Origin of the sequence: Kitasatospora sp. NPDC058162, assembly GCF_042884005.1 — a bacterium.
Lineage (GTDB): Bacteria > Actinomycetota > Actinomycetes > Streptomycetales > Streptomycetaceae > Kitasatospora.
This window is the reverse complement of record NZ_JBHVUS010000025.1, coordinates 56,121-79,463: the sequence shown is the minus strand read 5'-3', so window position 1 is coordinate 79,463 and position 23,343 is coordinate 56,121. Positions and strand designations below refer to the sequence as shown.

The window sequence follows — 23,343 nt, the reverse complement described above, 5'->3', positions numbered from 1 at the left end:
GTGCCCGCCGACCGCCCGCCGACTACTCGGCGAAGGCCGCGAGGTGCTGGGTGAAGCCGCCCTTGGTCGGCGGCAGCGGGCGCGGTTCGAGGTCCTGCACCGGCGGCGGCTCCTCCATCGGCAGCAGCCGCAGCTCGGGCTGCTCGGAGTCGGGGGAGGAGTACAGCCGCACCCGGGTGCCGACCGGGACGGTGCTGCGCATCCCGTCCACGATGCACCAGACGTCGAACCCCTCCTCCATCCGGATCAGCGACTTCTGGCGGACCAGCGGCGTCCGGGCCTGCTCGACCGCGCAGCGCCGGACGACGCCGGTGCCCTCGCTGGGCTCCAGGCGCAGCTCGGTGGAGCCGCAGGTGGGGCAGAGCAGCCGTTGGAAGGTCGGGTTGTTGCACCAGGTACAGCGCTGGAAGTACAGCGTCGTACTCCGGGTGTCGGCATCGATGGCTGAGTGGACCACGCTGTCTTCTCCCTGCACTCGGACCGGCTCTGGCGGCGGAAGTACGGCCGCCGCACGGCCGACCCGCGGCGGACGTGCGCCTGGTGTTCGGCGGTGGTTCGGCTGTAGTTCGGCAGGAAAAGGATAGGGAACTCAGTGCCGCCCTGTGAAGGCACTGAGTTCCCTTTTTGCCGTGCACGTGCATAATGAAGGGTACTGAGTACCGTCGTGAAACAGGAGTGGCGATCATGAGCCAGGACTTCGATCTCTTCCGCATCTCCGAGGAGCACGAGATGCTCCGTGAGACGGTGCGTTCGCTGGCCGAGGCGAAGATCGCTCCGTTCGCGGCGGAGGTGGACGAGCAGGGTCGGTTCCCGCAGGAGGCGTTGGACGCGCTGACGGGCAACGATCTGCACGCGGTGCACGTGCCGGAGGAGTTCGGTGGTGCGGGGGCGGACGCGCTGGCGACGGTGATCGTGATCGAGGAGGTCGCGCGGGTGTGCGGCTCGTCGTCGTTGATCCCGGCGGTGAACAAGCTGGGGTCGCTGCCGGTGCAGCTGTCGGGTTCGGAGGAGCTGAAGGCGAAGTACCTGGGGGCGCTGGCGCGGGGCGAGGGGATGTTCTCGTACTGCCTGTCGGAGCCGGAGGCGGGTTCGGACGCGGCGGGGATGAAGACCCGTGCGGTGCGCGACGGTGACTTCTGGGTGCTGAACGGTGTGAAGCGCTGGATCACCAACGCGGGTGTCTCGGAGTTCTACACCGTGATGGCCGTGACCGACCCTTCGATGCGCTCGAAGGGGATCTCGGCGTTCGTGGTGGAGAAGGGCGACGAGGGTGTGTCGTTCGGGGCGCCGGAGAAGAAGCTGGGGATCAAGGGTTCGCCGACGCGTGAGGTGTACTTCGACAACGTGCGGATCCCGGCGGACCGGATGATCGGTGCGGAGGGCACGGGCTTCGCGACGGCGATGAAGACGCTGGACCACACCCGGGTGACGATCGCGGCGCAGGCGGTGGGCATCGCGCAGGGCGCGCTGGACTACGCGAAGGGCTACGTCCAGGAGCGCAAGCAGTTCGGGAAGGCGATCGCGGAGTTCCAGGGTGTGCAGTTCATGCTGGCGGACATGGCGATGAAGCTGGAGGCCGCGCGGCAGATGACGTACGTGGCGGCGGCGAAGTCGCAGCGCGGGGACGCGGACCTGACGTTCTTCGGTGCGGCGGCGAAGTGCTTCGCGTCGGACGTGGCGATGGAGGTGACCACGGACGCGGTGCAGCTGCTGGGTGGGTACGGGTACACGCGGGACTACCCGGTGGAGCGGATGATGCGGGACGCGAAGATCACCCAGATCTACGAGGGCACCAACCAGGTCCAGCGGATCGTGATGGCCCGCAACCTGCCGTAACGACGGTCCGACGGGCCCCGACGGCCGGCCGGTTCAGCCGACCGGCCGTCGGGGCCGACGCGTCGTGCCGATGCTAAGTTCCGGAGAATGAGCGAGAAGGAAGAGCAGGACCTGCCCATGAACGACGGGCCCTCGAAGCCGGCCATGCGCGAGGCGCTGGTGGCCGCCGCCTTCGAGCTCTTCCTGGAGCGCGGCTTCGAGCAGACGACGGTCGACGACATCGTCTCGCTCGCCGGTGTCGGCCGGCGCTCCTTCTTCCGCTACTTCCCGGCGAAGGAGGACGTGGTCTTCCCCGACCACGAACGCAGCCTCGCCGAGATGACCGAGTTCCTGGAGTCCGGCACCGGCGAGGAGGACCCGGTCAAGCACGCCTGCGCGGCGGCCCGCCTGGTTCTGCGGATGTACGCCGAGCAGCCCTCCTTCTCCGTCCAGCGCTACCGCCTCACCCGCAAGGTCCCCGGCCTGCGCGCGTACGAGCTGTCGGTGGTCTGGCGCTACGAGCACACCCTCGCCGCCTACCTGCGCGGCCGTTACGCCGACCGCCCGGACGGCCCGCTGCGCGCCGATGTGATCGCCGCCGCCGTGGTCGCCGCGCACAACCACGCCCTGCGCACCTGGCTGCGCTCGGGCGGCGAGAGCGACTGGGTGGCCGAGGTGGACGCGGCGATGGCCTTCGTCACCTCCACCTGGAGCGACCGCCCGGCCGACGCCGCCCCGGAGGGCGAGGACGCGGCCGATGACGTGGTGGTGCTGGTCGCCAGCCGCCGGGCCCCGCTCTGGCGGATGGTCCAGGGCATCGAGAGCGCCATCGGCGACACCCGCCGGGCCTGACGACGGCCTCGGCCTCGGCTATTCCTCCTCGGCCATTCCTCCGCAGCCTCGGCCGCTCCTCACAACTCACGCGTCCGCACAGCATCTTGACGGACCGTCACCACCATCTTCCGCTCGCCGCCGCCGGGTTGGGGCGACAGCCGCCCCGATGCACACGGTGAAGCCGGCGGAGGCGGACGCACGGGTGTGTTCTCCCCGGCGGTCCGCCTTTCCCTAAGGTGGTGCCACCCCGTCCGCGGGCGAGGGCCACGTCAGGTGACCGCCCGTGCCGGGGTGTGAGAGAGGAAAGGCGAACAGTGAGTCAGAACGAGGGCACTGCCGTGGAGTCGCTGTGGCCCGCCCCGGCGGCCCGACTCCCGGGGGCGACCGGCCCGATGCTGCGCCAGGAGCGGGCCGAGCGGACGCGGGGGCAGATCCTGCACTGCGCGGCACGGATCTTCGCCGAACGCGGGTACCAGCAGACCAGCATCAAGGACGTCGCGGACGAGGTCGCGATGACCAAGGGCGCCGTCTACTTCCACTTCCCCAACAAGCAGGCCCTCGCCATCGCGGTCGTCGACGAGCTGTACTCGCGCTGGCCGGTGACGCTGGAGGCGGTCCGCGGCAAGGGACTGTCCCCGCTGGACACCGCGATCGAGATGTTCAACGCGGCCAGCGTCGCGTTCCTGGACGACCCGATCATGCAGGCCGGCACCAGGCTGCAGAACGAGCGCGGCGCCGTCGACGTCGAACTGCCGCTGCCCTACGTCGACTGGACCAACCTGATCGCGACCCTGATGCACGAGGCCCGGGACCAGGGGCAGTTGGCCCCGCACATGGATCCGGACGTCGCCGCCCGGGTCGCCGTCGCGGCCTTCTTCGGCGCCCAGCACATCTCCCACAACCTGCACGGCCGCGCCGACTTCACCGAGCGCTGGCGCGAGGTGCGCGACACCCTCTTCCCCGCACTGCGCGCCCGCCCCTGAGCGGCCCACCATCCCGAGCCGATCCTGCCCCTCGGCGTGACGGCCCCGCTGCGGTGTGTCACGGGTGGCCGCAATGGCCGAGGCAGTCGCGCGAAGCCCCGGAAAACAAAGAGAACCCCAGATCAACTGGGGTTCTCTCGTCGGTGTCCGAGGGGGGACTTGAACCCCCACGCCCGATAAAGGGCACTAGCACCTCAAGCTAGCGCGTCTGCCATTCCGCCACCCGGACTAGGTGTCGCCCTCGCGGCTTCCGATCTCTCGTCCGTCGCGCTGACAGATGTAACTGTAGCAAAGATCGGCTTGGGGTCCCAAAACGGCTCCGGAGCGGACAGCCGGGCTGGTGGCGGGGGCAAGGGGCGGCCTGTGGCGGGGGTGTGACCAGCGGGTTTCGAGGGCGTGCGGGGGGTGGATCGGGATCGAGGGCTGGGGGAGGATGGGCGGACGTGCTCGTACGGCCCGGGAGCAGATCCCGGGGGTGGCGCGCTGGTGCGTCGGTGCGGGCCCAAGACGAGGAGTGACCGTGAGCGAGCGGAGCGAGTCGGCGGCGCCGAAGGTGACGGCTGAGTCGGAGGTCGCCGAGATCTGTCGCGATCTGATCCGGATCGACACCAGCAACTACGGGGACGGGTCCGGCCCGGGTGAGCGCAAGGCGGCCGAGTACGTGGCCGAGCAGCTCGCCGAGTTCGGGATCGAGCCGCAGATCTTCGAGTCGGCCAAGGGGCGGGCCTCGACCGTCGTCCGGATCGAGGGCGAGGACCGGTCCCGCCCGGGCCTGCTGATCCACGGCCACACCGACGTGGTGCCGGCCAACGCCGCGGACTGGACGTACGACCCCTTCGGCGGCGAGATCGCCGACGGCTGCGTCTGGGGCCGCGGCGCGGTCGACATGAAGGACATGGACGCGATGACCCTCGCGGTCGTCCGCGACCGGCTGCGCACCGGCCGCAAGCCCCCGCGCGACCTGGTGCTCGCCTTCCTCGCGGACGAGGAGGCCGGCGGCACGTACGGCGCCCGCTTCCTGGTGGACAAGCACCCGGAGCTGTTCGAGGGCGTCACCGAGGGCATCGGCGAGGTCGGCGGCTTCTCCTTCACCGTCAACGACCAGGCCCGGTTCTACCTGGTGGAGACGGCCGAGAAGGGCATGCACTGGATGCGCCTGACGGTCGAGGGCCGGGCCGGCCACGGCTCGATGGCGAACGACGACAACGCGATCACCGAGCTGTGCGAGGCCGTCGCCCGGCTCGGCCGCCACAAGTTCCCGCTGCGGATCACCCCCAGCGTGCGGGCCTTCCTCGACGAGCTGTCGGACGTGCTCGGGTACCGGCTGGACCCGGAGGACATGGACGAGGTGGTCCGGGTGCTCGGCGGCATCGCCAAGATGATCGGCACCACGTTCCGCAACACCGCCCAGCCGACCATGCTCGGCGCCGGCTACAAGGTGAACGTGATCCCCGGTCAGGCCACCGCCCACGTGGACGGGCGCTTCCTGCCCGGCTACGAGGAGGAGTTCCTCGCCGAGCTGGACAGCGTGCTCGGCCCGCGCGTGAAGCGGGAGAGCCTGCACTCGGACCGGGCGATCGAGACCGACTTCGACGGCGCGCTGGTCGAGGCGATGCAGACCGCGCTGCGCGCGGAGGACCCGATCGCCCGCGCGGTGCCGTACTGCCTGTCGGGCGGGACGGACGCCAAGTCCTTCCAGGACCTCGGCATCCGCTGCTTCGGCTTCGCGCCGCTGCAGCTGCCGCCGGAGCTGGACTTCGCCGGGATGTTCCACGGTGTGGACGAGCGGGTGCCGGTGGACGGGCTGAAGTTCGGCGTCCGGGTGCTGGACCGCTTCATCGACGCCTGCTGAACCTCAGCGGCCCGCTGATCAGGCGACTGGGTCGGCCCGCTCCCGTAGTGCCGGGGGCGGGCCGACCGCATTGTCGGAGCGCATGATTGTGGGACGGGTGGAAAGCGATCAACAGAAACGATTCTTCCCGTAATTCCAAGCCGGTCGTCTGTGCGAAGCATCACCGTTGAGGGTGAATGGGAAATCCACTCCGTACCCCGTTTGCCGCAGCGTCGTTCATCCCTGTGCAGCCCGCCGAACGGGTTGCGTTGTCCATACAGGAGGAATGATGAAGGTCAAGAAGATCGCCGCTGTCGCCGCCGCCACCGGTGGCCTGGTGCTCGCCGCCGCCGGTGTCGCGTCCGCTCACGGCGGTGCCGGTGCCGAGGGTGTGGCCGCGGGTTCCCCGGGTGTCGTCTCGGGCAACCAGATCCAGGTCCCGGTCCACGTGCCGCTGAACCTGTGCGGCAACACCGTCAGTGTGATCGGCGTGCTGAACCCGGCGTTCGGCAACCACTGCGCCAACGTCTGAGTCGGTCTCCGGGCCGCTGAGGCCCGTTGAGCCCGGCTCGGTACGGCCCCCGGGCGGCGGACGCGCCGCACCGGGGGCCTTCGCGTGCCCGGGCTCCGTTCAGGGGCGGGGCGGTTCAGGGGCACGGCGGTTCAGGGGCACGGCGGAGGGCTCGACAACGTTCGAACGCCACGATCGCTCGATCGGGTGAAGCTGCGTCGTTCGGCTCAACCTCCCCGTTTGCCCCTCGTTAACTCCTGTGCAGTCAAAGGCCTTGCGCGATTTCCGGATATACGGAAATTCCGACTTTCATACGGGTTCATGCCAAGGTCGCCACGCCGTCTCGAATACGTCAGGGGAAATCATGAGGAATGTAGCCAAGAAGGGGATCCTCACTGCCGTGGCCACCGGCAGCGTGCTGGCCTCGACCGCCGGCTACGCCTACGCGGCCGCCGAGGCGCAGGGGGGAGCCGCGGGATCACCGGGTGTCGCCTCGGGCAACTCGGTACAGGTGCCGATCGAGGTGCCGGTCAACGCCTGTGGCAACACGGTCGATGTGATCGGAGCGCTGAACCCGTCGTTCGGCAACCACTGCGCCAACGTCAGCGGCGGTCGCCACGCCGCCCCGCGGCCGGCCCAGGGCGGCCACTCCGGTGACAGTGCCGGCTCCGCCGCGGGTGCCACCCGCGGCTCCTCCGCCTCGGGGGCCGCCGCCAGTGGCACCGCGGCCGGCTCGCCCGGCGTGATCGCCGGCAACAGCGTCCAGGCCCCGGTGCACGTCCCGGTCAACGCCTGCGGCAACTCCGTGAACGTGGTCGGCGTCGGCAACCCGGCCTTCGGCAACGACTGCGTCACCGCGACCCATGCCGCCCCGAAGCCGACCGACGACTGCCCCGAGGGTCACGCCCCCTCCACCCCGCCGTCGACCGGTGGTGACACCGGCGCCGGCAACCCGCGCAACGGCGGCTCGTCCACCAGTGCCACCCCGAGCGCCCCGGCCGCCCAGCCGTCGAGCAACGGCGGCACCCAGGCCGTGCCGGCCGCAGCCCGCACCAACGCCCCGGCCGCGCCCGCCGCGCCCGCCGCGCAGAACGTCGCCGCGAACAGCGAGCTCGCCCACACCGGCGCCGGTGACGTCGAGATGCTCGGCGCCGCCGGGCTCGCGCTGCTGATCGGCGGCGGCGTGCTCTACCGCCGTGCCCGCGCCGGCGCCCGCTGAGTCGGCTCGTCCGACCCCCGCGAGCTGAGCACGCGAGCTGAGCATGCGAGCTGCGTCCGTGAGCTGAGCCCGCGGGCCGAACCCACCCGCTGTGCCCCCCGACCGCTCAGCGGCCCCCGTGGGTGAAGCGACCCGCCGACGAACAGAAGCACCCGCGGCCGCCCGGTGATCGGGTGGCCGCGGGTGCGTGAAAGCCCGGCGTGCGTTCGACTCGGGACGAGGCGCCGCCGCCCGTCACCAGCTCCGGACCTGCCGGATGATCCGCCGCTTCAACCGGACAGTCCGGCTGCCGTCGGGGAACAATCTCAGCCGGTCGAGCTCCCAGTGCCCGTACTCGGCGTGCTCGGTGAGCAGTTGGCGTGCCGCGTTGCGCGTGGTGCCGCGCGGCATGCGCAGCGACTGGTACTCGTACTCCGGCTGCCGGACCGGCTTCGGTGGGGTCAAAACGCTCCTCCTGAGGATCACCTGCACGCAAGCCTACGGCCTGCCCCGGACACTCGGCCCGGGTATTTCCGGCCGACCTCCCGCTCCGGTGCGGCGGTTCGACGGCTCCCGGCCCGGACGCTCGTCTGACAGTGCATCAGTTCTGTTGCTGCTGTGGAGGGGATACCCCGATACCGGCGCGCGAAGCGGCACCCGGACGGCCCCGCCGGACCGGCTGCGCGCCCTCTGCGCCCGCCCCGCGCCGGTTCTGCCGGTGGACAGACCGCACGAAATCGGACATCGGGGGGGAAGTTGCGGTGAAATCGCGGGTGTAGGTGACAACCGCTGTGCGTACCGGCGCCGCGGGGAGATAGCGTCTGCACCATGTCTGATGCCGCGCAGCCCACCATTGCCGAGGTACGCGCCGCCGCTGAGGCGGTCAAGGCCGCCATCGACCGTCATCTGGAAGCGGTGTCAAGCCCCAACGCAGCTGATGATCCCGCCGTGACGACTGCCTACGAGCAGCTCGCCACGGCGGCCATCGCCTACGACCAACTCCTGTACGAGGTCTACGACGAGGTCACCCCCTTCGAGATCCCCGGTGACGAGGGGCCGGGCGGCTACCACGGCCCGGAACAGCCCGAGGCGATCAGCGTGCTGATCCGCCGCGACTACCACGTGGTCGACCCCGAGCGGCTGCGCGCGCAGGCCGAACGGCTGGACGAGTCGCTGACCCCGGGCGGCGCCGGCGGCGTGAACGCCGCGATCGGCGTGCTGTTCGGCGAGTACGAGCCGGACGAGATCGCCGCCCGCAGCGAGGAGTTCGGCCTGGAGGAGGCGGACTCGACGCTCTGGGTCGCGGCGACCGAGCCGACCGATCCGGGGGAGTGGCTGCCGGAGCCCTTCGAGCACGCCGACCCGCAGCTGCTGATCTGCCGGTTCGACGTGAGCGAGGTCTACGACGACGAGGACCCGGACGACTGACATCGGACGAACGCGCGAAGGGCGGGCCCGGGGACTCCGGGCCCGCCCTTCACGCGTCCGCTAGTAGGGCGGATCAGTCCTCGACGACCGCGTTCTCCGCGAGGAGCGCCCTCAGCCGGGTGGTGCGCGGCTGCGCCGGGCGCTCGGCGACGGCCTGGGCGAGCGCCGGGCCCGCCGCGTGGACCACCGACAGGTGCCGCTCGCCGCGCCCGAAGGCCGTGTAGACCCACTGCCGGGAGAGCGCCGGCCCGGCGTCCTCCGGGACCACGACCACCGCGGCGGGCCAGCGGCGGCCCAGCGCCTGGTGGACGGTCAGCGCCCAGCCGTGCCGCAGCCGGCCGGCCTCCGCGGGCGGGACGGTCCGGCGGGAGCCGTCCGGGTACTCCAGGTGCAGTCCGGTGGCGTCGCCGTCCAGCACCCGGGCCGGGCGGGTGATCCCCGGGGCGGGGGACTCCACCACCCGGTCGCCCGGGTCGAACCCGCCGAACCGGCCGGGGCCGGGGTTCAGCCGGGCCTTCGCGGCGGCGTTCAGGGCGCGGGTGCCGGCCGGGCCGCCGTGGCCCGGGGTGAGCAGCACCACCTGCTCGGCGGGGATGCCGAGCGCGCGCGGGATGGAGTCGGTGAGCAGCTGTACGGCGCGGTGCACGGCCTCGCCGCCGTCCTTGGCGGTGAGGATGACCACCTCCTTCTCCGGCGCCTCGACCGGCTGCAGCTCGCCGACGCCGACGCCGGAGACCAGCTCGCCGATCGGGCCGAAGTCCGGGGTGCGGGAGGCCACCGCCGGGCAGGCCTTGGCGGCCAGCAGGTCGGCGAAGAACCGGCCGGGGCCGGCCGACCAGAGCTGCCCGGGATCCCCGCTGAGTACCAGTCGGGTGCCGTCGGCGAGCGACTCCAGGACGGTGGCGGCCAGTTCGACGTCCAGCAGCGGCGCGTCCAGCACGACCAGCAGGTCCAGGGCGAGCGTGCCGTCGGTGGCGCGGCCGGGGCCGGCCGTGCCGGACAGCAGCTCGGCGAGGGTCACCACCGGGGTCTCGGCCGAGACGAGGGCGTCGAAGGAGTCCCGGCCCTGGTCGGTCCAGGTGGCGCCCCAGGCGCGCAGCCCGAGCCCCTGGGCGGCGGCGAGCAGCGCGGCCGGTTCGGCCCGGGCGGCCTCACCTCCGGTGTGCAGCACCAGGGCGCTCTCGGCGACGGCCCGGATCAGGGCGGTCGCCGAGGAGGATGGGGCCGCTTCGGCGGCGGCCGCCCAGGCGGCGGGGCCGGGGGAAGCGGGCGCTTCAGCCTCCGCGCCCGACTCCGGGCTCGACTCGGCGCCCGCCTCCGAATCAGGCTCCGAATCCGTCTCCGTCGACGGTTCCTCGGTGTCCTGCTCCTCGACGTCCTCGCCCGGTACGAAGGTGGCCATCAGCTGGAGCAGCTTCTCGGCGAGGCTGTCCTCCGCCATCGCCAGCCCCTCCAGCGCGAGCAGCGTCCGGGTCGGCGGCTCGTCCTCGTCGCCGCCGGCCGTCTGCGCCTCGGGCCCGCTCAGCTCCTCCTGGAAGGGCAGCACCCGCCCGTCGGCGACGGCGTGCTGGACCGCGGCGGCCGGCTCCGGCATCCGGAGCCGTTCGAGCCCGGCGGCCACCTCGGACAACTCCTGGGCGGAGTGCCCGCGCAGCGCCGCCTGCTCCAGCAGCCAGACCACCAGGGCCTGGGCCCGGCGGGCGTCGTCCGGGCCGGCCTCGGCGCCGAGCAGCCCGCGGGCGAAGTGGTCCGCGTGCTCGGGGCGCACCCCGGGCAGCCCGAGGACCGCCCACGGGTCGGCGCGCAGCCGCTCGGCGGCGCCGTCGCCGAAGGCGGCCACCGCGGCGGCCGCCAGATCGGCGGGGGCGCCACCGGCGGTCAGCACCTCGACGGTCTCCTGGAGCACGTCCTCGCTCGGCGCGGCGGTTCGCATCGGCGGGGCGACCGGGGGAGCGGCCGGGGCAGCCAGAGCCGCCGGGGCGGCGGCCGGAGGAACCGCCGGCACCTCACCCGCGTCGGGCCCAGCACCCTCGGGTTCAGAGCCCTCGGGCTCGGACCCCGCCGACTCCGACTCCACCGACTCAGCCTCCGCCGGCTCGGCAGTCTTCGGCGCGGAGGGCCCGAGCCGGTGCGCCCCCGGCTTCGCCTCCTGCTGCTCGATCCGGCGGATCCGCGCCACGATGTCCGCGATCGCCGCCTTGTCGGGCGCCGCCGCAGCCTCCTCCGGAGCGCCGTTGCCCGTGCCACTCATCGTCGTCCGCTCCAAAGCTCACTCCACTGCACGTTCTGCACCGCACGTTCTGCACCGCATGTCCTGCGCTGCACGTTCCGCTCGACCACCCGACCCCGGGGCTACAGTTCCGTCCACCCCTGGTCCGGGTAGCGGTGCACCGGCGACGAGATGTCGTCCAGCGCGCCGCGGATCTCACCCGGAAGCGTAAGCGCCTCCACTGACAGTGCCGCCTGCAGCTGTGCCACCGTGCGCGCCCCGACCAGCGCGCTCGCCACCCCGGGACGGTCCCGGACCCAGGCCAGCGCGACCGCGAGCGGGCTGCTGGCGAGCCCGTCCGCGGCGGTGGCGACGGCGTCCACGATCCGCCGGGAGCGCTCCCCCAGGTAGGGCTGGACGAACCCGGACAGGTAGGGCGAGGCGCCGCGCGAGTCCTGCGGGACGGCGTGCCGGTACTTGCCCGTGAGCACCCCGCGGCCGAGCGGCGAGCCGGCCAGGATCCCGACCCCGGCGTCGAGGGCGGCGGGCAGCGCCTCGCGCTCGATGCCGCGCTGGAGCAGCGAGTACTCCAACTGGGCCGCGGCCAGCGGCATCCGGTCGTGGTGGGCGCGCTGCCAGGTGGCGGCCTTGGCCAGCTGCCAGCCGCTGAAGTCGCAGACCGCGGCGTAGCGGGCGCGGCCGGAGGAGACGGCGATGTCGAGGGCGCTGAGGGTCTCCTCGACCGGGGTCGTCGGGTCGAACGCGTGCACCTGCCACAGGTCGACGTAGTCGGTGCCGAGCCGGCGCAGCGAGGCGTCCAGGGCGGCGAGCAGGTGGCCGCGGGAGCAGTCGAACCGGCGGGCGGACTCCGGGACGCTGCCCGCCTTGGTGGCGATGACGAGTTCGGAGCGGGGGACGAGGCTGTCGGTGAGGCGGGAGATCAGGTACTCGGCGCCGCCGTCGGCGTACACGTCGGCGGTGTCGACCAGGTTGCCGCCGGCGTCGACGAACTCCTTGAGCTGCTCGGCGGCTTCGTGCTCGTCGGTGTCACGGCCCCAGGTCATGGTGCCGAGACCGAGGCGGGAGACCTGTAGGCCGGTACGGCCGAGGTGACGCTTTTCCATCGGACGGGCCCTCCACTGGCCGGTGGTACCGGTGGCCCCGGTAGCCCCGGTAAACGCGCAGGTGGGGAGTGCGCTCCCCACGTCGGCTGAGCGTAGCGGCCGGTCCCCGGGCAGGGGCGCAGACCCGCAGAACGATCAATGCGGCCGGTGTGACCCAGACCACCACTACCCGTCAGTAGCATGACCGGTGCGGACGCGGTTACGCTCGCCGGCAGGTCCCGCCCGACGTGCTGGCACGCCCGCCCGACCGGCCACGACGCCCGCCCGACTGGCCACCGGGCCCACCCGACTGGAAGGTTCGGCACATGCGACTCGGCATCAACCTCGGCTACTGGGGACTCGGCATGGACGCCGACAACATCGCGGTGGCCCAGGAGGCCGACCGGCTCGGCTACTCGGTCTGCTGGGCGGCGGAGGCGTACGGCTCGGACGCCGCGACGGTGCTGAGCTTCGTCGCCGCGAAGACCGAGCGGATCGACGTCGGTTCGGCCATCTTCCAGATCCCGGCCCGCACCCCGGCGATGACCGCGATGACCGCCGCGACCCTGGACACCCTGTCCGGCGGCCGCTTCCGGCTCGGCCTCGGCGTCTCCGGCCCGCAGGTCTCCGAGGGCTGGTACGGCGTGAAGTTCGACAAGCCGCTCGCCCGCACCCGCGAGTACGTGGAGATCATCCGCAAGGCGATGTCCCGCGAACGCCTGGTGCACGAGGGCGCGCACTGGACCCTGCCGCTGCCCGGCGGGCCGGGCAAGCCGATCAAGCTGACCGTGCACCCGGTGCGCGAGCAGATCCCGCTGTACATCGCCGCGATCGGCCCGAAGAACCTGGAGCTGACCGGCGAGATCGCCGACGGCTGGCTCGGCATCTTCTTCTCGCCCGAGCACTCCGCGCTGTCCCTCGACGCGCTCACGGCCGGCCGGGCCAAGGCCGGGAGGACGCTGGACGGCTTCGACCTCTGCCCGACCGTGAACATCGCGGTCGGCGAGGACATCAAGGCCGGGGTCGACGGCCTGCGCTCCTACGCCGCGCTCTACATCGGCGGCATGGGCAGCAAGGAGAAGAACTTCTACAACCAGCTGACCCGGCGCATGGGTTACGAGCAGGCGGCCGACGAGATCCAGGAGAAGTACCTGGCCAAGGACTACGCGGGCGCCGCGGCCGCCGTCCCGCACGACCTGATCGACGCCACCTCGCTGATCGGCGACACCGCCCGGATCGCCGACCGGATGCAGGCCTACGCCGACGCCGGCGTCACCACGCTGACCCTGGCCCCGTCCGGCTTCACCCTGGACGAGCGGATCCAGGCGCTGCGCACCGGCGTCGAGGCGCTGGAGCGGGCCGGACTCGCCTGATCCGATGAAGCGGGCCGGACTCGCCTGATCCGCCGGACGGGGCCGAGCGGCACTACAGCCAGTCGTGTCGCTTGAACACCCGGTGCAGCACCACGCAGACCAGCGCCATCAGCGACAGCACCGCCGGGTACCCCCAGGGCTCGTGGAGTTCGGGCATGTCGTCGAAGTTCATCCCGTACACGCCCGCGATCATGGTCGGTACGGCGGCCAGCGCCGCCCAGGCCGAGATCTTCCGCATGTCGTTGTTCTGCTGCACGCTCACCTGCGCCAGGTTGGCGCCGAGGATGTCGGACAGCAGCCGGTCCATGCCGTCCACCTGGTCGTTCACCCGGGCCAGGTGGTCGGCGACGTCCCGCAGGTAGGGGGCGGTCTCCGGCTGGACGAAGGGGGCGCCGCGCTCCAGCCGCAGCATCGGCTCCAGCAGCGGGGAGACGGCCCGGCGGACGGTCATCACCTGGCGCTTGTAGCCGTAGATCCGCCCGGCGGTGTCGCGGCCGACCCGGCCGGGGGCGAAGACGTCCGCCTCCAGTTCGTCCAGGTCGACCTGGAGCGCGGTGGCCACCTCGACGTAGCCGTCCACCACCGTGTCGCAGACCGAGTGCAGCACCGAGCTGGGCCCGTAGCGCAGCAGTTCGGGTTGCTGTTCGAGGCGGGCCCGCAGGCCGCTGAGCGGGGTGTCCTCGCCGTGCCGGACGGTCATCACGAAGTCCGGGCCGAGGAAGACCATCACCTCGCCGCAGGTGACGGCGCGGGTGTCGGCGTGGTGGCCGAGGGTCTTGAGGGCGACGAACAGCGAGCCCTGGTAGGCCTCGACCTTGGGGCGCTGGTGGGCGCTGACGGCGTCCTCGACGGCCAGCGGGTGCAGCGCGAACTCCTTGCCGACCCGGTCGAGTTCCTCGGTCGTCGGTTCGAAGAGGCCCATCCAGACGAAGGCTCCGGGCCCGGCCTCGCGGGCGGCGGTGAGCGAGTCGGTCAGGTCCTCGGAGGCCCCGAGCCGGCGGCCGTCCCGGTACGCGGCGCAGTGGACGATCATGCGGGCCATTGTCACCCGGGGGCGCCCGCCGGGCCGGGATGCGGGCCGGGAGCCGGGCTGGCGGGCGGAGGCGAGCCCCGCGCGACGGGCTTCGCGCGACGAACCCCGCGTACGGACCCCGGCCACCGGTCGCCCAACCGCACTCCACGGCGGACTCCGGAGGCCGTAGGCTAAGCCCCATGCCCACCCTGCTGCTCGTCCGTCACGGCCGCTCGACCGCGAACACCGCCGGGATCCTGGCCGGTTGGACCCCCGGCGTGGACCTGGACGACACCGGGCGCGCGCAGGCCGCCGCGCTGGCCGGGCGGCTGGCCGGGGTCCCGCTGGCACGCGCCGTCAGCAGTCCGCTGGAGCGCTGCCGGCAGACCCTGGAGCCGCTGCTCGCCGCCCGCCCCGAGCTGGGCGCACCCGCCGAGGACGAGCGGCTGGGGGAGTGCCACTACGGCGAGTGGACCGGCCGCCCGCTGGCCGAGCTGGCCAAGGAGCCGCTCTGGCGCACGGTGCAGGACCACGCCGCCGGGGCGGCCTTCCCGGGCGGCGAGTCGCTGCGCGAACTGAGCCACCGTACGGTCGACGCGGTCCGGGAGTGGAACGCGAAGATCGCCGCCGAGCACGGCGAGGACGCGGTCTGGCTGGCCTGCTCGCACGGGGACGTGATCAAGGCGGTGGTGGCCGACGCGCTCGGCCTGCACCTGGACCACTTCCAGCGGATCAGCGTCGAGCCCTGCTCGGTCACCGCGATCCGCTACACCCCGCACCGGCCCTTCGTGCTCAGAATGGGCGACACCGGCGACCTCTCCTCGCTGGCCCCCAAGCCCTCCGCCGCCCCGGCCACCCCGGCCGGCGATGCGGTGGTCGGCGGCACGGCCTGAGCGGCGCCGCCCGCCGGGCACGCCCCGCCCGGCACCCCCGGACCGCCCCGCACACCCCGCCCGGACGGCGCGCGACACCGCCCGGGCCCGCGGGTGCCACCCCGTCCGCGGCCCCCGGCTCGGCTCCCCGACCGGGGCCCGGAGGTCGTAGGGTGACTGGTGAGTGCCCCGCAGTTGGACCACCCGCTCGACCACCCGCCCAGCTGGACAACCCCGCGATCCCCCATGGCGGATCCGCACCGACCGACACGATCCGGAGCTAGAGCGTGCCCCGTCAGGTCTTCTTCTACGACCAGCCCGAACGGTTCGTGGCCGGCACCGTCGGCCAGCCCGGCGCCCGGGCGTTCTACCTGCAGGCCAGCGCCCGGGGCCGGATCACCAGCGTGCTGCTGGAGAAGAACCAGGTCGCCGCCCTCGCCGAGCGGATCGAGGAGGTCCTGGACGAGGCGCTGCGGCGCAGCGGGGGCGACTCCGCCATCCCGGCCGCCGCGCCCAAGGACCTGCTCGACACCGCCCCGCTGGACCTCCCGCTGGAGCAGGAGTTCCGGGTCGGCACCATGGCCCTGGCCTGGGACAGCGTGGACGCCTGCCTGGTGGTCGAGGCCCAGGCGCTGGTGGAGGCGGACGAGGAGGAGGACGGCGAGGAGCCGGTCTTCCAGGACGACGAGAACGGCCCGGACATGCTGCGGGTGCGGCTCTCCGGCGCGATGGCCCGGGTGTTCGCCAAGCGTGCGCTGGACCTGGTCGCGGCCGGCCGCAAGCCCTGCCCGTTCTGCAACCTGCCGCTCGACCCGGAGGGCCACCTGTGCCCGCGCGCGAACGGCTACCGGCGCTGAACACCGAGACCCCGCCGCAGGCCGACCCGGCCGCGGCCGCCGCCCTCGCCGCCGACGTGCCCACCGCCCTCGCCCTGCTGCGCCGGGGCGGGCTGACCGTGCACGGCCGCCTCACCGAGGCCTCCAACGCCGCGCTGTACTGCACCGTCGAGCACGACGGGCTGAGCGCCCAGGCCGTCTACAAGCCGGTGGCCGGGGAGCGCCCGCTGTGGGACTTCCCGGACGGCACGCTGGCCGGGCGCGAGGTCGCCGCGTACGAGGTGTCCGCGGCGACCGGCTGGGGGCTGATCCCGCCGACCGTGCTGCGCGACGGGCCGCACGGGCCGGGCATGGTGCAGCTGTGGGTCGAGCCGGACCCGGAGGCCGAGCCGCTGCTGGCGCTCCAGGACCCGGCGGGCCCGGAGGAGGGCTGGCTGCCGATCGTCCGGGCCGAGGTCGAGGGCGGCCGCACCGCGCTGCTGGTGCACCACGACGACCGGCGGCTGCGCCGCCTCGCCGTACTGGACGCGGTGCTCAACAACGCCGACCGCAAGGGCGGCCACCTGATTCCGGCCGCCGACGGCCGGGTGTACGGCATCGACCACGGCGTCACCTTCAACACCGAGGGCAAACTGCGGACCCTGCTCTGGGGTTGGGCGGGCGACCCGCTGCCCGCCGAGGCGCTGGAGGTGCTGGCCGGGCTGGCCGAGCAGCTGGAGGGGGCGCTGGCCGAGCGGCTGGCCCCGCACCTGACCGCCGCCGAACTGGACGCCACCCGCGCCCGGGTGGCCGGGCTGCGCGGTTCGGGCCGGCACCCGCTGCCGTCGCAGGACTGGCCCGCGATCCCCTGGCCGCCGGTGTGACAGAGGTTCCGACGGGGCGGTGCAGGACGGCACGGCGGCCGGTGGTCTGGACCTGTCGCCGGAACAGGTCGCACACTGCTCCGATGGACGTGCGACGGACCACCCCCACCCCCCGAACCGCGCCGGACCTGCCGTTGCACCGCCTGCAGGTCCCACTGCCCCACGTACTGCCCTTCGCGATCGGCAGTTTCGACGCGATCGGCCCGCTCTCCCGGGCCACCTTCCCCCACCGCCACTCCTTCCACGAGATCGTCCTGGTCACCGGCGGCCACGGCGCCCACGTCCTGGACCTGGTCCACCGGCCGCTGGCGCCACCGCAGTTGTGCGTGATCACACCCGGCCAGGTGCACCACTGGGCGGACCTGGAAGGGCTCGCCGGCCGGGTCGTCCTGTTCAACGAGGACTTCCTGCTGGGCCACCCGCAGGACCTCGCCGCGCTGCGCGCCCTGGCCACCCGCCCCGCCATCGTGCTCGGCGAACAGGCCGGTGCCATCGCCGGGTTGCTCGCCGACATGGAGCAGGAGTACCTGACGAGGGCGCCCGGCTACCAGGGCGTGCTGCGGGCCAGTCTGCACATCCTGATCGTCCGGGCGCTGCGCGCCTGCACCCCGGACGACCGGCCCGCGGTCCCGACCCGGCCGGCCGAACTGGCCGCCGCCTTCACCCGGTTGATCGCCAAGCCGGGCGGAGTGCGGCACTCGGTCGCCTCCACCGCCCAGGAACTCGGCGTCTCCCCGGGGCACTTGCAGACCCTGGTCAAGCAGGCGACCGGCCGCACCCCGGGCGGACTGATCCGCCGGCAGCAGACCTTGGAGGCCAAACGGCTGCTCGCCTGCACGGATTTGACGATACGTCAGGTCGCCAAGGAGGCGGGCTTCGCGGACCCGGCGTACTTCTGCCGCTTCTTCCGGCGGGAGACCGGGATGACCCCGGGGGAGTTCCGGGCCCGGGTCGACGGAAATCACCACGATCCCCGGATCATGTCCATCGCCGTCGCTCCGGACGGTCCGTAACGTCACTACTGGCCACCGGCGGTCGGGCCAGCGCGCGGACGGCGGCCGGTTCGGCCCTTGTCATGCCCCCACCAAGGCAAGGGCCACCCCCACCCCCAGCGAAGGATCCACCGGAAGGAGACGGCGCATGCCCCCGTCCGACGGCATGATCAGCCGCAAGACCGTCCTGAAGGCCGCCGCCGCGCTCGGAGTCGCGCCGCTGCTGGTCGGCGGCGGAGTCGCCCTGGCCCGGGAGCAGGCCGGCACCGGCCGCACCCCCGGCCTGACCCCCGAGTGCCACGACGGAGACGACCCCACCATCGAGCAGACCGAGGGGCCGTACTTCAAACCCGACTCCCCGCTGCGCAGCTCGATGGTGGACGACGGCCCGGGCACCCGGCTGAGCGTCAGCGGCTACGTCTTCGGCCGCGCCTGTCGGCCCATCTCCGGTGTGCTGCTGGACTTCTGGCAGGCCGACGACGGCGGGAACTACGACAACGCCGGCTACACCTTCCGCGGCCACCAGTTCACCGACGCCAACGGCGCGTACCGGCTGGACACCATCGCCCCCGGCCTCTACCCGGGCCGCACCCGGCACCTGCACGTCAAGCTCCAGGCCCCCGGCCGCCCGATCCTGACCACCCAGCTCTACTTCCCGGGCGAGCCGCGCAACAACACCGACACCATCTTCGACGCCCGGCTGCTGATGAACGTCCAGCAGAACGGGCCCGGCGAGACCGCCACCTACGACTTCGTCCTGGACGTGCCCCAGACCCCGGGCACCCCGAGCCCGACGCCCACGCCCACGCCCACCGCCACCCCGACCGGCGGGCCCAGCACGCCGCCGGGCGGCAGTTGGACGGCCGGCCGGGCGTACAACGCGGGCGACCGCGTCACCTACTCCGGCGCCTCCTACGTCTGCCTCCAGGCGCACACCGCCATGGCGGGCTGGGAGCCGCCGAACGTGCCGGCCCTCTGGCAGCGGTCGTAGCGGCTCCGGTCGTTTGCCAGGGGAGCCGGGCGCCCGGTCGGCGGCAGGGTCGACCGGGCGCTCACCCGTGTCCGCAAACGAACAGATCGAGTCATAAGCCCGGAACGGAACGCGCTTTATCAGTCGGGAAGCGGTCGGGCAATGACAGGAAGCGAATCCAGTCGATCTTTGTTACTGGTTAGGCTTTCAAATGTTCTCAAGGTTAAAGTCGATCCCATGCATGCCTGGCCCGCCTCCGAGGTTCCCGCCCTGCCTGGTCAGGGGCTTCCCCTCCGTATCTTCGACACCGCAGCGGGTACGGTCCGCGAGGTGGTGCCGCAGGACGGCACCGCCCGGATCTACGTCTGCGGCATCACTCCCTACGACGCGACCCACATGGGCCACGCCGCCACCTACAACGCCTTCGACCTGGTGCAGCGGGTCTGGAAGGACGCCGGCCACGACGTCCTCTACATCCAGAACGTGACCGACGTGGACGATCCGCTGCTGCAGCGTGCCGTCGAGACCGGCCAGGACTGGGTGGCCCTCGCCGAGCGCGAGACGGCCCTGTTCCGCGAGGACATGACCGCCCTGCGGCTGCTCCCGCCGGCCCACTACGTCGGCGCCGTCGAGTCGATCCCGTGGATCGTCCCGATCGTCCAGAAGCTGCTGGCCTCCGGCGCCGCCTACAAGGTGGACGAGGACATCTACTTCTCGGTCGACGCCGACCCGCACTTCGGCGAGGTCTCCGGCCTCACCCGCGAGGCCATGCGCCCGGTCTTCGCCGAGCGCGGCGGCGACCCGGACCGCCCCGGCAAGCGCAACCCGCTGGACGCCCTGCTCTGGCTGGCCGCCCGCCCGGGCGAGCCCGCCTGGGACACCGAGCTCGGCCACGGCCGCCCCGGCTGGCACATCGAGTGCGTCGCCATCGCCCTGCAGTACCTGGGCATGACCTTCGACATCCAGGGCGGCGGCAGCGACCTGTCCTTCCCGCACCACGAGATGGGCGCCTCGCACGCCCAGACCGCCACCGGCTCGCACCCGTACGCCAAGGCGTACGTGCACGCCGGCATGGTCGCGCTGGACGGCCAGAAGATGTCCAAGTCCCGCGGCAACCTGGTCTTCGTCTCGGCCCTGCGCCGCGAGGGCGTCGACCCGGCGGCGATCCGCCTGGCGCTGCTCTCGCACCACTACCGCGCGGACTGGGAGTGGACCAAGGCCGTCCTGGACGAGGCCGTCGAGCGCCTCGCCCGCTGGCGGGCCGCCGTCTCCCGGCCGGACGGCCCGGCCGCCGAGCAGCTGCTCGCCGAGATCCGCACGGCGCTGGCGGACGACCTGGACGCGCCCGCCGCGCTGGCCGCCGTCGACCGCTGGGCCGCCCAGCAGGAGACCGCGGGCGGCACCGACATCGGCGCGCCCGGCCTGGTGTCCCGCACGGTGGACGCCCTGCTCGGCGTCGCGCTGTAGGTCGGGTCGAGCACAGCAACGCCGAAGGGGCGCCGGGACTTCGAGTCCCGGCGCCCCTTCGGCGTTCCCCGGCCCGCGAGGGCCGGGGGCGGAGTCGGTGAGGACTACTCCTCCTCGGCCCCCTCCTGGCTCTCCCGGGTCGTGCCCGGTCCCTCCGGCTCGGCCGGCCGCTCCGCCGTCGCGTGCCCGGACACCGGCTTCTCGCCGGTCGGGCCGACGTTCTCCCGGCGGCGCAGATAGCGCTCGAACTCGCGCGCGATCGCGTCCCCGGAGGCCTCCGGCAGCTCCGCGGTGTCCTGCGCCTCCTCCAGCTGCTGGACGTACTCGGCCACCTCGCTGTCCTCGGCGGCCAGCTGGTCCACGCCCAACTGCCAGGCCCGGGCGTCCTCGCCGAGCTCGCCCGGCGGGATGCGCAGGTCCAGCAGGTCCTCCAGCTTGTTGAGCAGCGCCAGCGTGGCCTTGGGGTTGGGCGGCTGGGCGACGTAGTGCGGCACCGCGGCCCACAGCGTCACGGCCGGCACCCCGGCGTGGGTGCAGGCCTCCTGCAGCACCCCGACGATCCCGGTCGGGCCCTCGTAGCGGCTCTCCTCCAAGTCCAGCCGACGGGCCAGGTCCGGGTCCGAGGTGACCCCGCTGACCGGCACCGGGCGGCTGTGCGGGGTGTCGCCGAGCAGTGCGCCCAGGATCACCACCAGCTCGACGCCCAGCTCGTGGGCGAAGCCGAGCAGCTCGTTGCAGAAGGAGCGCCAGCGCATGCTGGGCTCGATCCCGCGGACCAGCACCACGTCCCTGGTCACCGGCTCGGTCACCCGGACCACCGAGAGCCTGGTGGTCGGCCAGGTGATCCGGCGGACGCCGCCGTCCAGCCAGACCGTCGGACGGTTGACCTGGAAGTCGTAGTAGTCCTCGGCGTCCAGGGCGGCGAACACCTTGCCGCCCCAGGTGTCGTCCAGGTGCGCCAGGGCCGCGGAGGCGGCGTCGCCCGCGTCGTTCCACCCCTCGAAGGCGCAGACCATCACCGGGTCGATCAACTCGGGAACATCTTCCAACTCGATCACCCAGCGTCTCCCTCCGGTCGGCGGTCGGACCGGCACCGCCTCGGCTGGCCTGCCGGGGCAACGACGGGCCGGCACCCGCCTGTCGAACCTCTCGTCTCCCATGGAACGGCTCGCTCCATGGTCCCTACCTGCCCAGCCTACGGGCTTTGATGCGCATGGCGGCCGGGCACCGGGACAGTCTGGGGGAGCGGGCCGCCATGATCCAGCGGATATCCGGCCCGCGACGGCTGACCGAGCGTCAGGCGGCCCGGGGCGGACCCACGGTGCCTGACCGGGCACGCAGGGTCAGGGGGCGTGCCGGGCGCGGCGGCGCGATGATGGGGGCGGGGGCCGGGCGGAAGGGGCCGACCGATGAACCGATGGCTGTGGATCGGCGCGGGTGCGGGCGCGGCGGCGCTGGCCGGGACCGCGCTGCTGGCGGCGGACCGGGCCGGGCGCCGGCTGCCGGTCGAGCACGTCACCGAGGGCGGGCTGGAACTCGCCCAGCCGCCCGGCGCGGTCTGGGAGGTGCTGACCGACATCGACCTGTACCCGGCCTGGCGCCCGGGCCTCACCCACGTCGAGCGGCTGCCCGCCGGGGCCGGCGGCCGACCGCGCTGGCGCGAGTACGACCGGCACGGGCACACCACCTACGAGGTGGTGGCCAGCGAGGCCCCGCACCGCCTGGTGACCGGCATTGCCGACCCGGACCTGCCCTACGGCGGCACCTGGACGTACCGGCTCACCCCGGCGGGGCCCGGCTGCTCGCTGACCGTCACCGAGCACGGCGAGGTCCGCAAGCCGCTGTACCGGGCCGTCGCCCACTACCTGTCCGGCGAGGACGCCACCGTGCACCGCTACCTGGGCGCCCTGGCCCACCGGATGGCCGCCTGAGCGCCCCAGCAGGGCCTACGAGGCGTCCACCCAGCCCCGGCGGTACGCTGCCCAGTTCTCCGGCGTCGCGGCGAAGTCCACGTACAGCGCGACCCCGAAGTCGGCCCGGTTCAGGTCCTGGCGGCCCAGGCCCAGCCGGACGCCGCGGACGGCCGCCGGGACGGTCTCGGCGTCGCCGTGGTGGCCGGGCTTGTCGTCCCAGAAGAACGGCAGCCCGATCAGCAGGTCGACGTCCGCCGGGGTGGCCTCCAGGGCCAGTTCGGTCTGCTGGGCGACGTAGCCGCCGTACAGCGGCTCGGTCGGCATCGAGGTGTCGTAGGTCATCACCGCGATCTGGTCGACCCGGCGGGCGGTGGCGCGGAAGTACTCCTGGTCCCACCACTTGCCGTGGCCGGTGAGCAGGATGCCGGCCGTGTGCAGGCCGGGCACCGGGTCGATCTGCGGGGCGGCGACCGACAGCTTCGCGCCGCGGGCGGCCGTCACCGGGCGGACCTGGTCGAGCAGGGCCAGCCAGCCGGCGTTGCCCGGGCGGATCGGCTCCATGTCGAAGTGCACGCCGTCGAAGCCCTGGTCCAGCACCTGGCCGGCGGCGGCGGTGATCCGGTCCCGGGTGGGCGCGTCGTCGAGGTCCAGGGCGTCCCGCTCCGGCTTCACCTCGTCGCCCAGCCAGCCCTGCAGCCGCACCCCGGGCAGCGCCCGGTGGGCGGCCTCGGTGAACCAGCGGGCCTGCGGGTGGACGGACGGCGGCAGCGAGCCGTCGTGCTCCAGCGGGCCGGTGTGCACGTACAGGTCGCGCACGCCGGTGCCGGCCAGCTGCCGGGCCAGTGCGGCGATGTCGGCGTCGGTCTTGCGGCCGTCCACCCAGGCGTGGCCGAGCCAGACGGCGTCCCGGCCCCGGGTGCGGGCCTCGGCGGCCGGTTCACCCGAGTAGTGCAGTCGGATCGCGATGAACACGGAGCCCAGCGCGGCGACCGGCACGGCCGCCGCCAGCACCAGCGCGAGCAGGGCCCGGCGCCACCAGGACCAGCGCCTCCAGCGGTCGCGCAGCGCCCGGAACGGAGCCGTCGCGGCCCGCCCGATCCGCCGCGCGCCGGTCCCGAATCGGGCCACGCGGT

22 protein-coding genes and 1 tRNA gene are annotated in these 23,343 nt (G+C 73.2%); 15 read left to right on the top strand and 8 right to left on the bottom strand.

Annotated features, from left to right (window positions below):
- Positions 1 to 22 precede the first annotated feature (22 nt).
- The gene (locus tag ACFVXG_RS32660) at positions 23 to 457 is read right to left on the bottom strand and encodes a hypothetical protein (protein ID WP_387932700.1); all 435 of its coding nucleotides are present in this window, start codon (positions 455 to 457) and stop codon (positions 23 to 25) included.
- 227 nt (positions 458 to 684) lie between these two features.
- On the opposite strand from ACFVXG_RS32660, the gene ACFVXG_RS32655 reads away from it, so the two are divergent.
- The 3 genes from ACFVXG_RS32655 (at position 685) to ACFVXG_RS32645 (ending at position 3,632) form a co-directional block, all read left to right on the top strand.
- Positions 685 to 1,836, top strand: coding sequence for an acyl-CoA dehydrogenase family protein (locus ACFVXG_RS32655; protein WP_387932698.1), 1,152 nt, complete (start codon positions 685 to 687; stop codon positions 1,834 to 1,836).
- A gap of 144 nt (positions 1,837 to 1,980) precedes the next feature.
- Positions 1,981 to 2,667, top strand: a complete 687-nt coding sequence (locus ACFVXG_RS32650; RefSeq protein ID WP_387932797.1) for a TetR family transcriptional regulator — start codon at positions 1,981 to 1,983, stop codon at positions 2,665 to 2,667.
- Positions 2,668 to 2,963: 296 nt separating this feature from the next.
- On the top strand, positions 2,964 to 3,632 hold the full coding sequence (locus tag ACFVXG_RS32645) for a ScbR family autoregulator-binding transcription factor (RefSeq protein ID WP_387932696.1): 669 nt from the start codon (positions 2,964 to 2,966) through the stop codon (positions 3,630 to 3,632).
- A gap of 144 nt (positions 3,633 to 3,776) precedes the next feature.
- On the opposite strand, the gene ACFVXG_RS32640 is transcribed toward ACFVXG_RS32645, so the two are convergent.
- A tRNA-Leu gene (locus tag ACFVXG_RS32640) sits at positions 3,777 to 3,861 on the bottom strand.
- Between the two features lie 291 nt (positions 3,862 to 4,152).
- On the opposite strand from ACFVXG_RS32640, the gene ACFVXG_RS32635 reads away from it, so the two are divergent.
- The 3 genes from ACFVXG_RS32635 to ACFVXG_RS32625 all read left to right on the top strand — a co-directional run bounded on the left by ACFVXG_RS32635 (position 4,153) and on the right by ACFVXG_RS32625 (position 7,193).
- Complete coding sequence (locus tag ACFVXG_RS32635) at positions 4,153 to 5,484, top strand: M20/M25/M40 family metallo-hydrolase (RefSeq protein ID WP_350507060.1); 1,332 nt, start codon at positions 4,153 to 4,155, stop codon at positions 5,482 to 5,484.
- Between the two features lie 268 nt (positions 5,485 to 5,752).
- Positions 5,753 to 5,995, top strand: a complete 243-nt coding sequence (locus ACFVXG_RS32630; RefSeq protein WP_387932693.1) for a chaplin — start codon at positions 5,753 to 5,755, stop codon at positions 5,993 to 5,995.
- Between the two features lie 343 nt (positions 5,996 to 6,338).
- The gene (locus tag ACFVXG_RS32625) at positions 6,339 to 7,193 is read left to right on the top strand and encodes a chaplin family protein (RefSeq protein WP_387932692.1); all 855 of its coding nucleotides are present in this window, start codon (positions 6,339 to 6,341) and stop codon (positions 7,191 to 7,193) included.
- A 234-nt stretch (positions 7,194 to 7,427) separates the two neighbouring features.
- Here the strand turns inward: ACFVXG_RS32625 and ACFVXG_RS32620 are convergent, their stop codons facing one another.
- Positions 7,428 to 7,637 carry a DUF5703 family protein gene (locus ACFVXG_RS32620; RefSeq protein ID WP_033350848.1) on the bottom strand — a complete coding sequence of 70 codons (210 nt, stop codon included), beginning with the start codon at positions 7,635 to 7,637 and terminating at the stop codon, positions 7,428 to 7,430.
- A gap of 363 nt (positions 7,638 to 8,000) precedes the next feature.
- On the opposite strand from ACFVXG_RS32620, the gene ACFVXG_RS32615 reads away from it, so the two are divergent.
- A complete protein-coding gene (locus ACFVXG_RS32615) occupies positions 8,001 to 8,600 on the top strand; it encodes a hypothetical protein (protein WP_387932690.1) in 600 nt (199 codons plus the stop codon).
- 73 nt (positions 8,601 to 8,673) lie between these two features.
- Here the strand turns inward: ACFVXG_RS32615 and ACFVXG_RS32610 are convergent, their stop codons facing one another.
- Both ACFVXG_RS32610 and ACFVXG_RS32605 read right to left on the bottom strand, forming a co-directional pair.
- The gene (locus ACFVXG_RS32610; RefSeq protein WP_387932688.1) at positions 8,674 to 10,851 is read right to left on the bottom strand and encodes a helix-hairpin-helix domain-containing protein; all 2,178 of its coding nucleotides are present in this window, start codon (positions 10,849 to 10,851) and stop codon (positions 8,674 to 8,676) included.
- A 101-nt stretch (positions 10,852 to 10,952) separates the two neighbouring features.
- Entirely contained in the window at positions 10,953 to 11,933 is a 981-nt protein-coding gene (locus tag ACFVXG_RS32605) for an aldo/keto reductase (RefSeq protein ID WP_387932687.1), read from the bottom strand.
- Positions 11,934 to 12,238: 305 nt separating this feature from the next.
- On the opposite strand from ACFVXG_RS32605, the gene ACFVXG_RS32600 reads away from it, so the two are divergent.
- Entirely contained in the window at positions 12,239 to 13,285 is a 1,047-nt protein-coding gene (locus ACFVXG_RS32600; protein WP_387932685.1) for an LLM class F420-dependent oxidoreductase, read from the top strand.
- Between the two features lie 52 nt (positions 13,286 to 13,337).
- Here ACFVXG_RS32600 and ACFVXG_RS32595 read toward each other — a convergent pair whose 3' ends face one another.
- Positions 13,338 to 14,327, bottom strand: coding sequence for a magnesium and cobalt transport protein CorA (locus ACFVXG_RS32595; RefSeq protein WP_387932683.1), 990 nt, complete (start codon positions 14,325 to 14,327; stop codon positions 13,338 to 13,340).
- Between the two features lie 170 nt (positions 14,328 to 14,497).
- On the opposite strand from ACFVXG_RS32595, the gene ACFVXG_RS32590 reads away from it, so the two are divergent.
- The 6 genes from ACFVXG_RS32590 (at position 14,498) to mshC (ending at position 20,297) form a co-directional block, all read left to right on the top strand.
- Complete coding sequence (locus ACFVXG_RS32590; protein ID WP_350507068.1) at positions 14,498 to 15,190, top strand: MSMEG_4193 family putative phosphomutase; 693 nt, start codon at positions 14,498 to 14,500, stop codon at positions 15,188 to 15,190.
- A gap of 266 nt (positions 15,191 to 15,456) precedes the next feature.
- Positions 15,457 to 16,026, top strand: coding sequence for a DUF3090 domain-containing protein (locus ACFVXG_RS32585; protein WP_387932681.1), 570 nt, complete (start codon positions 15,457 to 15,459; stop codon positions 16,024 to 16,026).
- Positions 15,996 to 16,868: an SCO1664 family protein gene (locus tag ACFVXG_RS32580; protein ID WP_387932679.1), complete on the top strand. Its 873-nt coding sequence runs from the start codon at positions 15,996 to 15,998 to the stop codon at positions 16,866 to 16,868. Before ACFVXG_RS32585 ends, ACFVXG_RS32580 begins: the two co-directional genes overlap by 31 nt.
- 83 nt (positions 16,869 to 16,951) lie before the next feature.
- A complete protein-coding gene (locus tag ACFVXG_RS32575) occupies positions 16,952 to 17,881 on the top strand; it encodes an AraC family transcriptional regulator (protein ID WP_387932677.1) in 930 nt (309 codons plus the stop codon).
- Between the two features lie 127 nt (positions 17,882 to 18,008).
- On the top strand, positions 18,009 to 18,851 hold the full coding sequence (locus ACFVXG_RS32570) for a carbohydrate-binding protein (RefSeq protein ID WP_387932675.1): 843 nt from the start codon (positions 18,009 to 18,011) through the stop codon (positions 18,849 to 18,851).
- Positions 18,852 to 19,067: 216 nt separating this feature from the next.
- A complete protein-coding gene (gene mshC / locus ACFVXG_RS32565) occupies positions 19,068 to 20,297 on the top strand; it encodes a cysteine--1-D-myo-inosityl 2-amino-2-deoxy-alpha-D-glucopyranoside ligase (protein ID WP_387932673.1) in 1,230 nt (409 codons plus the stop codon).
- Positions 20,298 to 20,401: 104 nt separating this feature from the next.
- On the opposite strand, the gene ACFVXG_RS32560 is transcribed toward mshC, so the two are convergent.
- Entirely contained in the window at positions 20,402 to 21,355 is a 954-nt protein-coding gene (locus ACFVXG_RS32560; protein ID WP_387932671.1) for a PAC2 family protein, read from the bottom strand.
- 351 nt (positions 21,356 to 21,706) lie between these two features.
- On the opposite strand from ACFVXG_RS32560, the gene ACFVXG_RS32555 reads away from it, so the two are divergent.
- A complete protein-coding gene (locus ACFVXG_RS32555) occupies positions 21,707 to 22,228 on the top strand; it encodes an SRPBCC family protein (protein ID WP_387932669.1) in 522 nt (173 codons plus the stop codon).
- 15 nt (positions 22,229 to 22,243) lie between these two features.
- Here ACFVXG_RS32555 and ACFVXG_RS32550 read toward each other — a convergent pair whose 3' ends face one another.
- Complete coding sequence (locus ACFVXG_RS32550; RefSeq protein WP_387932667.1) at positions 22,244 to 23,338, bottom strand: hypothetical protein; 1,095 nt, start codon at positions 23,336 to 23,338, stop codon at positions 22,244 to 22,246.
- Positions 23,339 to 23,343: the final 5 nt, after the last annotated feature.

Coding starts and splice junctions, on each gene's coding strand:
- ACFVXG_RS32655 (WP_387932698.1), top strand. CDS start 685: ATGAGCCAGGACTTCGATCTCTTCCGCATCTCCGAGGAGCACGAGATG.
- ACFVXG_RS32650 (WP_387932797.1), top strand. CDS start 1,981: ATGCGCGAGGCGCTGGTGGCCGCCGCCTTCGAGCTCTTCCTGGAGCGC.
- ACFVXG_RS32630 (WP_387932693.1), top strand. CDS start 5,753: ATGAAGGTCAAGAAGATCGCCGCTGTCGCCGCCGCCACCGGTGGCCTG.
- ACFVXG_RS32625 (WP_387932692.1), top strand. CDS start 6,339: ATGAGGAATGTAGCCAAGAAGGGGATCCTCACTGCCGTGGCCACCGGC.
- ACFVXG_RS32615 (WP_387932690.1), top strand. CDS start 8,001: ATGTCTGATGCCGCGCAGCCCACCATTGCCGAGGTACGCGCCGCCGCT.
- ACFVXG_RS32610 (WP_387932688.1), bottom strand. CDS start 10,851: ATGAGTGGCACGGGCAACGGCGCTCCGGAGGAGGCTGCGGCGGCGCCC.
- ACFVXG_RS32605 (WP_387932687.1), bottom strand. CDS start 11,933: ATGGAAAAGCGTCACCTCGGCCGTACCGGCCTACAGGTCTCCCGCCTC.
- ACFVXG_RS32600 (WP_387932685.1), top strand. CDS start 12,239: ATGCGACTCGGCATCAACCTCGGCTACTGGGGACTCGGCATGGACGCC.
- ACFVXG_RS32595 (WP_387932683.1), bottom strand. CDS start 14,327: ATGGCCCGCATGATCGTCCACTGCGCCGCGTACCGGGACGGCCGCCGG.
- ACFVXG_RS32590 (WP_350507068.1), top strand. CDS start 14,498: ATGCCCACCCTGCTGCTCGTCCGTCACGGCCGCTCGACCGCGAACACC.
- ACFVXG_RS32575 (WP_387932677.1), top strand. CDS start 16,952: ATGGACGTGCGACGGACCACCCCCACCCCCCGAACCGCGCCGGACCTG.
- ACFVXG_RS32570 (WP_387932675.1), top strand. CDS start 18,009: ATGCCCCCGTCCGACGGCATGATCAGCCGCAAGACCGTCCTGAAGGCC.
- mshC (WP_387932673.1), top strand. CDS start 19,068: ATGCATGCCTGGCCCGCCTCCGAGGTTCCCGCCCTGCCTGGTCAGGGG.
- ACFVXG_RS32555 (WP_387932669.1), top strand. CDS start 21,707: ATGAACCGATGGCTGTGGATCGGCGCGGGTGCGGGCGCGGCGGCGCTG.